The organism is Kitasatospora nipponensis (assembly GCF_039528135.1).
In the GTDB taxonomy this organism is placed as follows: Bacteria; Actinomycetota; Actinomycetes; order Streptomycetales; family Streptomycetaceae; genus Kitasatospora; species Kitasatospora nipponensis.
Map to the genome: position 1 here is coordinate 59310 of NZ_BAAALF010000011.1, position 12471 is coordinate 71780.

The window sequence follows — 12471 nt, forward strand, 5'->3', positions numbered from 1 at the left end:
GTTGACGCGCTCTGGCGCCGGACGTACGGACGGGGCCAGAGTGGGGGGAATGCAGACCGCACTGTCCGTGATGGACTTTCTGGATCGCGCCGAATCGGTGTACGGGGACCGCATCGGCCTCATCGACGAGCCCACCCAACCCGCCGAGTCCTGGGGCTCCTTGACGTACCGCCGGATGGCCGAGCTGGCCCGCGCCCAGGCGGCCGGGCTGGACCGGCTCGGGGTGGGCCGCGGCGAGCGGGTGGCGATCGTCTCGCACAACTCGGCCCGGTTGATGACCTCGTTCTACGGTGTCAGCGGCTTCGGCCGGGTCCTCGTTCCGGTGAACTTCCGGCTCAGAGCCGAGGAGGTCGCCTACATCGTCGAACAGAGCGGCGCGAGCCTGCTGCTGGTCGACCCCGAGCTGGACGAGGCGCTGGCCGGGGTGCCGTGCGCACGGCGGTACGTGCTGGGCGCCGCCTCCGACGCCGAGCTGTACGACTTCACCACCGCGCCGGTGGAGCACCGGATCGACGAGAACGACACCGCGACGATCAACTTCACCAGCGGAACCACTGCCAGGCCCAAGGGCGTTCAGCTCACCCACCGCAACAACTGGCTGAACGCCACGCTGATGGCCCTGCACTTCGGGGCGAGCGACCGCGACGTCTACCTGCACACGCTGCCGATGTTCCACGCGAACGGCTGGGGCATGCCGTTCGGCCTGACCGGCCTGGGCGCCCAGCACATCGTGCTGCGCAAGGTGGACGGCGCCGAGATCCTGCGCCGCGTGGAGCGGCACGGCGTGACGTTCCTGTGCGGGGCGCCGGCGGTGGTGGCGAGCGTGCTGGACGCGGCGGCCGAGTGGGACGGGCCGGTTCCCGGCCGCGACCGGGTCCGGATGATCGTGGCGGGCGCCCCGCCGCCGAGCAGCGTGATCCAGCGGGTGGAGGACGAACTCGGCTGGGAGTTCCTGCAGATCTACGGGCTGACCGAGACCTCCCCGGTGGTGACGGTCAACCGCTCGCGCGCCGAGTGGGACGACCTGCCGCCGGCCGAGCGGGCCGAGAAGCTGGTGCGGGCCGGTGCCCCGGCGCTGGGCACCCGGCTGCGGGTGGACGAGCAGGGCGAGGTGCTGGTGCGCTCCAACACCGTGCTGACCGGCTACTGGGAGCGGCCGGACGAAACCGCCGCGGCCCTGAAGGACGGCTGGTTCCACACCGGGGACGGCGGCAGCCTGGAGGACGGCTACCTGACCATCTCGGACCGCAAGAAGGACGTCATCATCACCGGCGGCGAGAACGTCAGCTCGATCGAGGTGGAGGACGTGCTCTACGGGCACCCGGCCGTCGCCGAGGTCGCGGTGATCGGCGTGCCGGACCGGAAGTGGGGCGAGACGGTGAAGGCGCTGGTCGTCCTCAAGCCGGGGCGCAGCGCCGAGGCGGCCGACCTGATCGCGCACTGCAAGGCCCGGATGGCCGGCTACAAGGCGCCCACCAGCGTGGAGTTCCGCGAGAGCCTGCCGCGCACCAGCACCGGCAAGCTGCAGAAGTTCCGGCTGCGCGAGCCGTACTGGGCCGGGCACAGCCGTGGAGTGAACTGACCGGCTGGACCGGCCGGGTGGACCGGCCGGGTGGACCGACGGCGTCGACCGATGCCGTGAACCGGCGCCACGCCGGGGCGGATCGCAACCGCGGCCGCCACCGGCGTCGGTGGACCATGGGAACCGAGAAGGGTGAGTGGGCGATGGCGGAGATCGAACCGCTGCTGGCGGACCTGGCGGCCGAGAGCGAGGGCCTGGACGCGCTGGTGGCCGCACTGGACGACCGGGGGTGGGCACAGGCCACACCGGCCCCGGGCTGGACCATCGCGCACCAGATCGCCCATCTCGCCTGGACCGACGAGTGGAGCCTGCGGGCCATCCACGACCCGCTCGGCTTCCACCCGGCTGCGGCCGAACTGTTGCTGGGCGCGGCCGAGTTCGACGGCGTGGTGGACCGCGGCGCGGAGGCCGGCGCGCTGCTGGCGCCGGCCGAGCTGCTGGAACACTGGCGCGCCGGGCGGGCCAAGCTGCTCGACGCGCTGGCGGCCGTGCCGGCCGGTACCAGACTGCCGTGGTTCGGGCCGGCGATGAAGGCGCCCTCGATGGCCACCGCCCGGCTGATGGAGACCTGGGCGCACGGCGAGGACGTGGCCGACACGCTGGGCGTCACCCGGCCGCCGACCGCGCGCCTGCGGCACGTGGCGCACCTGGGGGTGCGGACCATGGGGTTCGCCTTCGCCGCCCACGGCCTGGCGGTGCCGACCGAGCCGGTGCGGGTCGAGCTGACCGGGCCGGACGGCGAGCACTGGCACTGGGGGCCGGAGCAGGCGAACGACCGGATCAGCGGGCCGGCACTGGACTTCTGCCTGCTGGTCGCCCAGCGCCGGCACGCCGAGGACCTGGCCCTGACGGTCAGCGGTCCGGTGGCGACCGCGTGGGTGCCGATCGCCCAGGTCTTCGCCGGCCCGCCCGGCTCGGGCCGCACGCCGTCGGGCAGCGGCCCGCAGGGCTGAACCGGGCGGCGACGGGGGAACCGACCGCGCGGGCGCGGGTCCGTCCGGGCGCCCCGGGCCGCCCGGGTCAGGCGCCCGGGGCCGCCAACCCGTTGAGCAGCAGGCGCAGGGCGAGCTCGAAGCCGCGCTCGTCCAGCCCGCCGGGGCCGCCGCCGCGGGCGGCGGAGGCCTCCAGCGCCTCGGCCAGCGCCGGGTAGTGCGGCCGGTAGTCGGCGGGCGGGCGGGCGAAGCCCTCGGTGAAGGTCTCCAGGGCCGAGCCGAGCACCAGGTAGTCCAGCGCGGCGGCGGCCACCGCGGCGGCCGCCGGGGCCAGCCCCGCGCGGCCGGGCCCCCGCCGGCGCCCGCCGGGCCCACCCCGGCGCGTCCGAGCGCGGCGAGCAGCGCGTCGTAGTCGATCAGCTGACGGGCCGCCTCGACCCGGCGCCGGGCCAGCAGCGCGATGGTGTTGGGGTGGCGCAGGAAGACCCGGCGGTAGCCGCGGGCGTACCGGGCCACCTCTTCGCGCCAGTCGTGGTCGGGGCCGGCCGCGGCGGTGTGCAGCGGCGTGTGGTCGATCTCGCCGTTGACCAGCTCGGCCAGGGCGTCGAGCAGCTCGTCCTTGCCGGCCACGTGGTTGTAGAGCGAGGCGGCCTTGACCCCGAGCCGGTCGGCCAGCGCCCGCATGGTCAGCCCCGCCGGCCCGTGGCCGTCCACCACCTCCAGCGCCGCCCGGGCGATGATGTCCCTGCTCAGCAGGGCTTTCGCCGGTCGTCCCACGCCCCCACCCTTCGTCACCCGCCGCCGCGGTGGCAGTCGGCGTCAGGTTACAGCCCGGTGTCGACCCTTCCGCTTCCGCGGGTCGGCGGTCTACGGTTCCCAACTAACTAAGTTAGTTTTCCCTCACAGCCCCTCACCCCTCACCCCTCACACCCTCACAGCAGAGCAGGCGGCCCAGATGAGTGACCTCCCGCAGACCGACCACCCACCGACCGACCTCCCGCAGACCGACCTCCCGCAGGCCCGGCCGGACGACAGCGAACGGCTGGCCGCCCTCGGCTACCGCCAGGAACTGCGGCGCAGCCTCGGCATCCTCGGCAACATCGCGATGGGCTTCGCCGTGGTCTCCCCCGTGGTCGGCCTCTACGCGGTCGCCCAGGTCGGGATGAGCATCGACGGCGGCGCCTGGATCTGGGCCCTGCCGATCTGCCTGCTCGGCCAGGCCCTGGTGGTCTGCGTCTACTCCGAGCTCGCCTCGCAGTGGCCGCTGGCCGGCGGCGCCTACCAGTGGACCCGGCGGCTGGCCAACCCCTCCTTCGCCTGGATGAGCGGCTGGCTCTGGCAGTTCGCGGTGATGTTCGCCAACACCACGGTCGCCTACCTCGCCTCGCCCTGGGTCTTCGCGCTCGTCGGGGCCGTCCCGACGCCCGCCCAGCTGGTCCTGGTGTCGGCCGGCTTCACGCTGCTCTGCGCGCTGGTCAACGCCTACGGGATCAACCTGCTGCGCTGGTTCGTCTCGCTGGGGATCGCCGCCGAGGCGATCGCCTCGGTGCTGGTCGGCGTCTCGCTGCTGCTCTTCTTCCGCAAGCACGGCTTCGGCCTGCTCACCGACACCCTGGGCGCGCCGGCGGCGACCGGCACCGGCGGCCTGCTGGCCTTCCTGGCCGTCGTCGCGGTCGGCGGCTGGGCGTTCATCGGCTTCGACGCCTGCGTCTCGACCGCCGAGGAGACCAAGGACGCGGGCCGCCAGGTGCCGCGCGCCATGTGGTATGCGCTGCTGAGCGTGGGCGCGGTGGTGATCCTGAACGCGGTCGCCGTGGCGCTGGCGCACCCCGACCCGGCCGCGGTGGTCGCCGGGCGGGACCTCGACCCGGTCACCACCGCCGTCACCAGCTCCTTCGGGGACTGGTCGGCCAAGCCGTTCGTGGTGGTGGTGCTGGTGAGCTTCACCGCCTGCCTGATGGCCTCGCAGGGCGGTGCGGCGCGCGGCCTGTACTCGCTGGCCCGCGACGGCGTCTTCCCGTTCTCGGCCCGGGTGCGCGCCGTCAACAGGCACCAGGCTCCGATCGGCGGACTGGTCGCGGCCACCGTGATCAGCTGTGCCGCACTGCCGCTGGGCCTGAAGGCCACCGCGATGGGCAGCCTGATCACCTTCGGCAGCGCGGCCACCTTCCTGCCGTTCTTCCTGCTGACGCTGGCCGCCCTGATCGCCCGGCTGCGCGGCACCTGGCGCCCGGCCGGCGAGGTGGACTACGGCCGGGCCGGGACGGTGCTGAACGCCCTGGCGGTGCTGTGGACCGGGTTCGAGGTGGTCAACATCTGCTGGCCGCGCACGATCCTCGCGCCGGCCGGGGCGCCCTGGTACCAGGTGTGGGCCGCGCTGCTCGGGGTCGGCACGGTGAGCCTGATCGGGCTCGGGTACCTGCTGGCGCGCCGCCCGCAGGACCGGATGGCCGCTGCCGAAGGAAGTACGGAGGCACCCGACAGCAAGGCGGGTCAGTCCGGTCTGACCATCGCACGATCGGTGTAGGCGGGGCAGCGTAGCGCGCCGTGCGGGGTCCGGTCCGGGATTCGCCCACTCCCGGCCGCCGGGCCCCGCCGGCGCGGTATCCATGGGTGCGGAAAGGACGCCCCTTGATCTTCAGCCGGATTCGCTCCCGCAGACCCGCCGCCGCCTCGCCTGCCACCGCCCCGACTGCCGCCGCCACCGCCCCGGCTCCACCTGCCGCGCCCACCACGGCGGTCGGCGTACCCGCCACCGGCTGCCCGCTGGGCCATGCCGGGACCGGCAACCGCCCCACCGTCCCCGGTCAGGCCCGCCGGCCCGCGGCCGAGCCCTCCACCGGCGCCGAGGTCCACACCGGTACCGAGGTCCGCACCGGCACCGAGGTCCGCGCGGACGCCGAGGTCCGCACGGGCACCGACCCGGCACCCGCCGCCGACCTCGTCCCGTTCACCGACCCTGCCGAGGCGGCCGCCTTCATCCGGCAGTTCCACGCCGAACGCTCCGGCGCCGGCGACCCCGAACCCCGGATCCGCCAGGTGCTGGACGAGATCGACCGCACCGGCACCTACCAGCACCTGCCCGAGGAGCTCTCGTTCGGCGCCCGGGTGGCCTGGCGCAACTCCGCGCGCTGCATCGGCCGGCTCTACTGGCGCAGCCTGGTGGTGCGTGACCTGCGCGCACTCGCCAGCGCCGACGACCTCGCCGAGCAGTGCTTCGAGCACCTGCGGCTGGCCTCCAACGGCGGCCGGATCCGCCCGGTGATCAGCGTCTTCGCCCCCGACCGCCCGGGCCGCCCGGCCGCCCGGATCGTCAACGCCCAACTGGTGCGCTACGCCGGCCACCCGCGCCCCGGCGGCGGCTGGACGGGCGACCCGGCGGGCGGCCAACTCGCCGCCCGGGCCGAGGACCTGGGGTGGAAGCGCGGCGAGGGCCGGTTCGACGTCCTGCCGCTGATGATCCAGGAGCGGCCCGGCGAGAAGCCGCGCTGGTACCAACTCCCGGACGACACCACGCTGGAGGTCCCGCTCAGCCACCCCGACCACCCCTGGTTCGCCGAACTGGGGCTGCGCTGGTACGCCGTGCCCGCGATCAGCGACCTGACGCTGGAGATCGGCGGCGTCCGCTACCCGGCCGCGCCCTTCAACGGCTGGTACCTGGGCACCGAGATCGGCGCCCGCAACCTGGCCGACGCCGACCGCTACGACCTGCTGGGCGAGGTCGCCGCCCGGCTGGGCCTGGACACCGGCAGCGAGCGCACGCTCTGGCGCGACCGCGCCCTGGTGGAGCTGAACGTCGCCGTCCTGCACTCCTTCCAGGAGGCGGGCGTGACGATGGCCGACCACCACACCGAGTCCGAGCGCTTCCTCAAGCACGTGGCCCAGGAGAAGCGGCTGGGCCGGCCCACGCCCACCGACTGGAGCTGGATCGTTCCCCCGGTCTCCGGCGGCGCCACCGCCGTCTTCCACCGCTACTACGACCCGGTGGACCCCTCGCTGCGCCCGGCCTTCGTGGCCAGGACGCCCTGGTGACACGAGTCGGGGGCGCGCGGCCGTCGGCGCCCCACCGGCCGTACGGGTGGCGCTGCGCACCCTGACCGCCGCCGGACGGGCAAGTGCGGAAACCTTTCCCCCACCGGACGGACCCGGTCTTCCGTCAGAACGAGGTCCCCGACACCTGGTCGGTGAGCGACAGGGGCAGCGCCGACGGCCACGCCACGGTGGTCCTGACCGAGGCCAAGGCGGACGGCACGGGAGCGCGGGACGTCCGGTACCAGGTGCGCCTCGGCGACCTGGTGATCGACGGCCTCACCGACACCCCGGCCGCCTGACATCGGGCCGCCTCGGCACACCGGGATTTCGCCGTCGCGTCCAAGGTTTAGGCGACGCCGATCACTCGTTCGGGTGGTCGGCATCGGACGCCCCCCGAGGGTGATCGCAGCCGGGTGAGCATGTCTCTGACACTTCGTCAGCACCCCTGCCACGGAAGGCGATACAGCCATGCCCGTCAGCAGCCCCTCGGACAGCCCGTTCGCGCTCAGCAGCGAAGACCTCGCCAGGCTGGAGGCGATCAGCGAGGCACTCCTGGACCCGTCGCCGCGCCGCATCGGCAGGCTCGACCAGTGGGGCCTGGCCGACACCTACGAGATGTACGCGGAGATCGCCGGCTACCAGGAGGTCTCGATCGCCATGGCCGACGGGACACTGATCGACGCGGCGCTGAGCGTCCCGCGCAACCTCGCGCCCGGTCAGACCTGTCCCGCGATCGTGATGCCCGCCCCGCTGATCGGGATCGGCCGCAAGGCCTACCTCGGCATGTTCCCGCGCTGGGCGCTCGGCGGCTACGTCGTCCTCGCCTACAGCCAGCGCGGCCTGGCCGACTCCGGGGGCGAGATCCAGGTCGCCGGCCCGCAGGACGTCGCCGACGGCGGCGAGATCATCAACTGGCTGGTCGGACAGGACTCCGTCGACCCGGAGCGGATCGGCTTCTTCGGCTCCTCCTACGGCGCCGGCACGAGCCTGCTGGTGGCCGCGAAGGACCGGCGGGTCAAGGCCGTGGCCGGCACCAGCGCCTGGGGCGACCTGTTCGCCTCGCTGTACGAGAACGGCACCCGCCACCTGAAGGCCTTCGAGGCGCTCGTGCAGCTCTTCGGCGAGGAGCGGTGCTCGAAGGAGTTCCGCGGCGTCATCGAGAAGATCCGCAACAACACCATCGACGACGAGGTCCGGGAGTTCGCCCGGGCACGTTCGCCGAAGCACCAGCTGGCGGCGTTCAACGACGCCCGGACGCCGATCCTGCTGACCACCGCCTGGCACGAGACGATCTTCTCGGTACCGGCCGTCGTCGACCTGTTCACCCAACTGCAGGGTCCCAAGTCGCTGCTCGTCCAGGTGGGCGACCACGGCAACAGCGAGCTGCCCGGCCTGTTCGGCTTCATCTCCAAGCCCACCGAGATGGCCTACCGCTGGGTGGACCACCACCTCGGCGGCAGCGCCGGTGACGGACGGGAGCCCCGGTTCGGCATCCGCTCGGAGTACATGCACAACCTCCTGTCCGACCTCTCCCACCCCGACTGGGCCGCATACGCCCTGCCCGGGCAGCGGTTCCACCTGAGCGGCGCGGCCGCCGGCGAGAGCGACGGGCAGTTGACCCGGGATCAGCCGCAGCCGGGCTGGACCCGCTCCGTCAAGGCCACCGGCCGGGGCACCGACGTCGTCGTCGCCCCGAAGCTGGTCCAGACCGGCCTGGCCGAGCGCCTGGGCATGCCCCACGTCTACAAGACCGCCGAGATCGACCGCGACCTCGCCGCGACCTGGACCACCGCGCCGCTGGAGCAGCCCATGCGCGTCCAGGGCGACCTGGAACTGCGGGTGACCGTGAAGCCGCGGGCGATGGACGCCACGATCGTGGCCTACCTGCTGGACCGCGACCCGGCCACCGGCAAGGCCGCCATCATCACCAACGCCCCCTACACCCTCACCAACCAGCAGGCCGGCCAGGCCACCACGGTGACCTTCTCCCTGCAGCCCGCCCACTACGTCCTGGCCAGGGGCCGCCAGCTCCAGTTGGTCATCGACACGCACGACCAGTTCTTCGCCGACGCCAACTCCACCCCGACCACCATCGAGTTCAGCTCCCCGCAGGGCGCCGAGTCCTACCTCGACATCCCGCTCGCCCCCGTGGACTGACGCCCGTTCCCCGGGTGGCCGGTCCGTCCACCGACGGACCGGCCGCCCGACGGGACGCGGGGGCTCCTCAGTCGCCGACCTGCCCCGGGGCGGCCCGCCGCGCGCTACGGGAGCGCGGCGGGCCCCCCGCGGGCGCCAGCACCGCCCAGACCGCCTTGCCCACGCCCTCGCGCGGCCCCCAGCCCCAGGACGTGGTGAGCGCACGGACCAGCAGCAGCCCGCGCCCGGCCTGCGCCATGGCGTCGGGGGTCACCTCGCATGGTGGGAGTGGACTCGCATCGTGCACCTCGACCGTCAGCCGGTCCACCGCCAGGTCGAACCGTACGAACACCAGCCGGCGCGCCCCACCCGGCTGCCCGTGGCGGACCGCGTTGGAGACCAGCTCCGTCACCACCAGTGCGCCGTCCTCCGCGAACCGCCCACCGCCGTCGACCCGTTCGAGCAAGCCGCCCAGCAACTGCCGGGCCGCACGCGGCGCCCGGGCGGTACTCGGCAACCAGCACTCCTCGCGACCCGACGAAGCGGGCCTTTCCGCAAGCAATCCGGGCATGGCGAAGCCACCTCCAGCACGCAGTGGGTGAACGTCAACTCAGCGGGCGGAACGGTTGGTTGCCCCCGGGTGGGGTGAACACGAGAGCACGCCCGCTTGCCCTCGGTAGTCATCCGATTACCGAAGGATGTTCAGAGTCGCGGATCGCGGGGAACTCTTCAACCTGTCCGTATCGGGAGTGGAGACGGGGCCGACCATGGTGAACATCAGGACACTTGACCCGCAGTCATCCCCCAGCGCCGCCTTCGGCTCGCAACTGCGCAGTTCGCGCGAGGCGCACGGCTGGTCGCAGGACCAGCTGGCCGAGCGGATGGAGTACTCGGGAACGTACGTCTCGGCCGTGGAAACGGCGCGCAAGTCCCCCACTCTCAAGTTCGCAAAGTCGGCGGACGCGGCATTGGGCACCGGCCAGACCCTGGAGTTGATGTGGTGGGGGGTCAAGCGGTCGGCATTGCCGGGCTTCCCCGAGCACGCGGCGCAGGAGACCCGCGCGACGAAGATCCGCATCTTCGAGCCGACCATCATCCCGGGCTTGTTGCAGACCCGCGAGTACGCCGCCGCCCATGCCACGGCCAACGTCCAGCGCGGCGCGATCACCCGCGAACAGGCCGATGAGCGACTGAGGTTCCTGGCCACCCGTCAACGACTGCACCTGCGCACCTCCCCGCCGTTCATCCATGCCGTCATCGATGAGAGCGCCATCCGGCGCCGAATCGGTGGATCGGAGGTCACGGCCGCCCAGTTGGACCATCTGGTGGCCATGGCCGCGCAACCGCACGTGATCCTGCAGATCACTCCTTTCAGCCTCCACGAGCCGATCCCGTTCGGCGCCTTCGTCACCCTGCTGACCTTCCCCGACCGCTCGGTGGCGGGCTACACGGAATCGGCGGACCGGGGATTCGTGATCCGCGAGACGACGACCGTGGCCGACTGGGAGAGGGCCTACGATCGGCTCCAGGCAGATGCGCTGCCCAGAACCGAATCCCTGGCCCTGATCCGCAAGGCACGAGAGGAACTGACATGACGCACCCGGACCTGTCCGCCGCATCCTGGTTCAAGTCGAGCCACAGCCAGAACGGCGGCTCGTGCGTCGAGGTCGCCCCGGACTTCCCCGGCCTCGTCCCCGTCCGCGACTCCAAGGATCCCCACGGCGCCGCGCTCGTCTTCCCCGCCGCCCACTGGCAGGCCTTCGTCACCGGCGTCAGGACCGGCACCTTCGGTACCGTCTGACACGGCCCCCGGGCCCCGGCGCGGAGACCCCCTCCGGCCGGGGCCGTCCGCCGCCCTCCCCCCTCCTTCCAGTCAGAAGCATCAACCCGGCACCGACAGCGCAGCCGACACCGTCCGCCGCTCCCGCCGATAGGCCCCGGGCGGGGCGCCGTAGTGCCGCTTGAAGGCCTTCGCGAACGCGAACTCCGAGGTGTAGCCGGCGTTCTCGGCCACGGTGCTCAGCGGGTCGGCCGTCTCGCGCAGCATCCGCGCCGCGACGGCCATCCGCCACGTCGTCAGGTAGCTGAGCGGCGGCTCGCCGACCACCGTGGTGAACCGCCGGGCGAACGCGGCGCGCGACAGCCCGGCCCGGCTCCCCAGCGATTCGACGGTCCACGGATGCGCCGGGTCGTCGTGGATCGCCTTCAGCGCCGGGGCGATCGACGGGTCGTTCAGTGCCGCGGCCCAGCCCTGCGTCTGCTCGCCGGGCAACTCGGCGTACCAGGACCGCAGGATGTAGAGAAGCAGCAGGTCGACGAGCGTCGTGACCACCGAGTCCGACCCGGGCTGCGGCCGGTGCATCTCGGCGCAGAGCTGGTCGACCGCCGAGCGCAGCGCCGGATGCCGGCCCGGGCCGGCCGGGAGGTGGATGACCTCCGGGAGGTCGCCGAGCAGCGGGTGCGGCCGGTCGACGTCGAGGTGGTAGGCCCCGCACACCAGCACGCTGCGAGCACCGTCGCCCTCGACCGCGAAGCGCCCGATCGGCGAGGAGGTGTCGACGCGGTCGGGTTCGAAGGCGACCGGCTCGCTGGTGACGGCGTCGCAGATGGCGTGATCGGTACCGCGCCGCAGGAACACCACGTCGCCGGGGCCCAGTGCCAGCGGATCGCCGCCGACCGGCAGGAGGACGCAGTGCCCTTCGACGACGACGTGGAATCCGGCTCCCGCGATGGGCTGGAAGCGCACACCCCAGGGCGCCTGCGCATCGGTGCGGACCACGGACGGACGCCCGGTGCGCAGGGCAGCGAGCGTGTCGCTGAGGATGTCCATCCGCCCACCCTAGCGCGTCGAAATCGAGACGATCAGACAGGGAATCGAGACTTCAGGCCATTCATCGTCTCGGTCGCGACCCGTAGCGTCCTCACCATGAACAACACAGCAGACACCCGGCGTGTCGTCGTCATCGGTGGTACCTCCGGCGTCGGATTCGCCGTCGCGCAGGCCGCGGCGGCTCAGGGCTCGCACGTGGTCGTCGCCTCCAGCAGCCAGGACCGGGTCGACCTGGCGGTGAGGAAGCTCGGTGGCCCGGCCGAGGGCATCGTGCTGGACGTCGCCGACGAGGCCGCGCTCGCCGCCTTCTTCGACCGGGTCGGCGCGTTCGACCACCTCGTCTACACGGCGGGCGAACCCCTGGTGCTGAAGCCGCTCGCCGCCCTCACCGCCGAGGAGTCCCGAACGTTCTTCGAGCGCCGCTTCTGGGGCGCCCTGCTCGCCGCGAAGTACGCGACGCCGGGTCTCCGCCCGGGCGGCTCGATCACCTTCACCTCCGGCGCCTTCGCCACCCGGCCCGCCCCCGGAACCTCGCTCGGCGCCAGCATCACCGCGGCCGTCGAGGGCCTGACGCGGGCCCTGGCACTGGAACTCGCCCCCCTGCGGGTCAACGCGGTCCGCCTCGGCGCGATCCGCACCGAGCTCTGGGACAGCACCGTGCCCGACCCGGAGGCCTTCCTCCAGGCCCAGGGCAGCGGCCTTCCCGTGCAGCGCGTCGGCAGCCCCGAGGAGGCCGCGGCGGCCTACCTCTACCTCCTGGACAACGGCTACGCGACCGGCACGGTGCTCACCCTCGACGGCGGAGCCGCCCTGGCCTGACCGTGATGATGTGCGTGGTGACGTTGCCGGCGGGTCCGGCCCTGGGTCCGACTGACGCTTCGGCTGTCCTGATGGGGATTCGTCGGCCCGTCGGCGGCGTCGACACGGGCGCCTTCGGACCCGCCTGACGTCCACCTGGC

Annotated in this window: 12 protein-coding genes and 1 pseudogene; 9 read left to right on the forward strand and 4 right to left on the reverse strand. The window is 73.0% G+C overall.

From position 1 onward, the window contains the following. The first annotated feature begins 49 nt into the window (after positions 1 to 49). Positions 50 to 1582 carry an AMP-binding protein gene (locus ABD323_RS05815; RefSeq protein ID WP_344439950.1) on the forward strand — a complete coding sequence of 511 codons (1533 nt, stop codon included), beginning with the start codon at positions 50 to 52 and terminating at the stop codon, positions 1580 to 1582. A 143-nt stretch (positions 1583 to 1725) separates the two neighbouring features. Beyond that, positions 1726 to 2535, forward strand: coding sequence for a TIGR03084 family metal-binding protein (locus ABD323_RS05820; protein WP_344439952.1), 810 nt, complete (start codon positions 1726 to 1728; stop codon positions 2533 to 2535). 67 nt (positions 2536 to 2602) lie between these two features. Here the strand turns inward: ABD323_RS05820 and ABD323_RS05825 are convergent, their stop codons facing one another. Continuing rightward, positions 2603 to 2827: a hypothetical protein gene (locus tag ABD323_RS05825; protein ID WP_344439954.1), complete on the reverse strand. Its 225-nt coding sequence runs from the start codon at positions 2825 to 2827 to the stop codon at positions 2603 to 2605. 119 nt (positions 2828 to 2946) lie between these two features. Next, a pseudogene (locus ABD323_RS05830) lies at positions 2947 to 3198 on the reverse strand (TetR/AcrR family transcriptional regulator); the annotation flags it as partial. A gap of 271 nt (positions 3199 to 3469) precedes the next feature. On the opposite strand from ABD323_RS05830, the gene ABD323_RS05835 reads away from it, so the two are divergent. The 4 genes from ABD323_RS05835 to ABD323_RS05850 all read left to right on the forward strand — a co-directional run bounded on the left by ABD323_RS05835 (position 3470) and on the right by ABD323_RS05850 (position 8703). Next, the gene (locus ABD323_RS05835; RefSeq protein ID WP_344439957.1) at positions 3470 to 5041 is read left to right on the forward strand and encodes an APC family permease; all 1572 of its coding nucleotides are present in this window, start codon (positions 3470 to 3472) and stop codon (positions 5039 to 5041) included. Positions 5042 to 5145: 104 nt separating this feature from the next. Next, the gene (locus tag ABD323_RS05840; RefSeq protein ID WP_344439960.1) at positions 5146 to 6546 is read left to right on the forward strand and encodes a nitric oxide synthase oxygenase; all 1401 of its coding nucleotides are present in this window, start codon (positions 5146 to 5148) and stop codon (positions 6544 to 6546) included. A gap of 152 nt (positions 6547 to 6698) precedes the next feature. Beyond that, positions 6699 to 6845, forward strand: a complete 147-nt coding sequence (locus tag ABD323_RS05845; protein WP_344439962.1) for a hypothetical protein — start codon at positions 6699 to 6701, stop codon at positions 6843 to 6845. A gap of 169 nt (positions 6846 to 7014) precedes the next feature. Further along, positions 7015 to 8703 (forward strand): CocE/NonD family hydrolase, encoded by a 1689-nt coding sequence (locus ABD323_RS05850; RefSeq protein WP_344439964.1) that lies wholly within the window; start codon positions 7015 to 7017, stop codon positions 8701 to 8703. Positions 8704 to 8770: 67 nt separating this feature from the next. On the opposite strand, the gene ABD323_RS05855 is transcribed toward ABD323_RS05850, so the two are convergent. Continuing rightward, a complete protein-coding gene (locus ABD323_RS05855; protein WP_344439966.1) occupies positions 8771 to 9199 on the reverse strand; it encodes an ATP-binding protein in 429 nt (142 codons plus the stop codon). 181 nt (positions 9200 to 9380) lie between these two features. Between ABD323_RS05855 and ABD323_RS05860 the strand changes: the two genes are divergently transcribed. Both ABD323_RS05860 and ABD323_RS05865 read left to right on the forward strand, forming a co-directional pair. Then, a complete protein-coding gene (locus tag ABD323_RS05860; RefSeq protein WP_344439968.1) occupies positions 9381 to 10277 on the forward strand; it encodes a helix-turn-helix domain-containing protein in 897 nt (298 codons plus the stop codon). Further along, positions 10274 to 10483 carry a DUF397 domain-containing protein gene (locus tag ABD323_RS05865; protein ID WP_344439970.1) on the forward strand — a complete coding sequence of 70 codons (210 nt, stop codon included), beginning with the start codon at positions 10274 to 10276 and terminating at the stop codon, positions 10481 to 10483. The genes ABD323_RS05860 and ABD323_RS05865 overlap by 4 nt, the downstream gene beginning before the upstream one ends. Positions 10484 to 10564: 81 nt before the next feature. On the opposite strand, the gene ABD323_RS05870 is transcribed toward ABD323_RS05865, so the two are convergent. Then, positions 10565 to 11512 (reverse strand): AraC family transcriptional regulator, encoded by a 948-nt coding sequence (locus ABD323_RS05870; protein ID WP_344439972.1) that lies wholly within the window; start codon positions 11510 to 11512, stop codon positions 10565 to 10567. Between the two features lie 96 nt (positions 11513 to 11608). Between ABD323_RS05870 and ABD323_RS05875 the strand changes: the two genes are divergently transcribed. Further along, positions 11609 to 12331, forward strand: coding sequence for an SDR family oxidoreductase (locus tag ABD323_RS05875; protein WP_344439974.1), 723 nt, complete (start codon positions 11609 to 11611; stop codon positions 12329 to 12331). Positions 12332 to 12471: the final 140 nt, after the last annotated feature.

Coding starts and splice junctions, on each gene's coding strand:
- ABD323_RS05820 (WP_344439952.1), top strand. CDS start 1,726: ATGGCGGAGATCGAACCGCTGCTGGCGGACCTGGCGGCCGAGAGCGAG.
- ABD323_RS05835 (WP_344439957.1), top strand. CDS start 3,470: ATGAGTGACCTCCCGCAGACCGACCACCCACCGACCGACCTCCCGCAG.
- ABD323_RS05815 (WP_344439950.1), top strand. CDS start 50: ATGCAGACCGCACTGTCCGTGATGGACTTTCTGGATCGCGCCGAATCG.
- ABD323_RS05860 (WP_344439968.1), top strand. CDS start 9,381: ATGTTCAGAGTCGCGGATCGCGGGGAACTCTTCAACCTGTCCGTATCG.
- ABD323_RS05870 (WP_344439972.1), bottom strand. CDS start 11,512: ATGGACATCCTCAGCGACACGCTCGCTGCCCTGCGCACCGGGCGTCCG.
- ABD323_RS05865 (WP_344439970.1), top strand. CDS start 10,274: ATGACGCACCCGGACCTGTCCGCCGCATCCTGGTTCAAGTCGAGCCAC.
- ABD323_RS05875 (WP_344439974.1), top strand. CDS start 11,609: ATGAACAACACAGCAGACACCCGGCGTGTCGTCGTCATCGGTGGTACC.
- ABD323_RS05850 (WP_344439964.1), top strand. CDS start 7,015: ATGCCCGTCAGCAGCCCCTCGGACAGCCCGTTCGCGCTCAGCAGCGAA.